This is a genomic window from Extibacter muris (genome assembly GCF_004345005.1).
GTDB classification, from domain to species: domain Bacteria; phylum Bacillota; class Clostridia; order Lachnospirales; family Lachnospiraceae; genus Extibacter; species Extibacter muris.
Window position 1 is genome coordinate 1 of the sequence record NZ_SMMX01000099.1, and the last position, 540, is coordinate 540.

The window sequence follows — 540 nt, forward strand, 5'->3', positions numbered from 1 at the left end:
TCCTCGTACCGTATGGATCAGCGTCCCTTCTTTCCCTTCCTCTATTTTTCTTCTGACATAACACTTCTCCCCTTGTATGTTCTTTCCTCCTCCCCTCTCCTCCTTCTCCCCTTACGATACTCCTTCTCCTTCTCCCTTCTTTTTTCTTCCCCTTCCTTTCCCCCCTCCCTTCCTTCCTCTGATAGAAGTTTATTCACTCTTTCCTCTTTCCCTTCCCTCCTTTCTGATAACACTTCCTTCCGTGTATGCGGGCTCTTCGCTCGTCCGCTCCCCTTCCCCCCTTCTTTCTTCCTTTTTTGTCATGCTTTGCCTTGGCATTTTCTTGGCAATATTGGTCCTCTTTCACGTTTCTTCCCTTTTTCTCTTTTTTTCCCCTCTTCCTGAAAAATAAGCCCCTCTTTCTCTTTTCCTCCTTTCCTCTCCCTCTCTTTTTCCCCCTTTCAAGGGCTGTTCCCCATCTGGAACGATCGAGGAAACCTTCCTTTTCCTTTCTTCCCTTTCCCCCTCCCCCACCAGTCCCCCTTCGGTCCCCCTGTGCGA

The 540-nt window shown here is 49.3% G+C and carries 2 protein-coding genes; both read right to left on the reverse strand.

Going from position 1 to position 540, the window contains the following annotated elements; all coding sequences use genetic code 11:
• Positions 1-41: 41 nt before the first annotated feature.
• Positions 42-197, reverse strand: a complete 156-nt coding sequence (locus E1963_RS20060) for a hypothetical protein (RefSeq protein WP_167482283.1) — start codon at positions 195-197, stop codon at positions 42-44.
• On the reverse strand, positions 194-540 hold a 347-nt coding region (locus tag E1963_RS20310; protein ID WP_207669430.1), incomplete at its 5' end, for a hypothetical protein. The genes E1963_RS20060 and E1963_RS20310, both read right to left, overlap by 4 nt.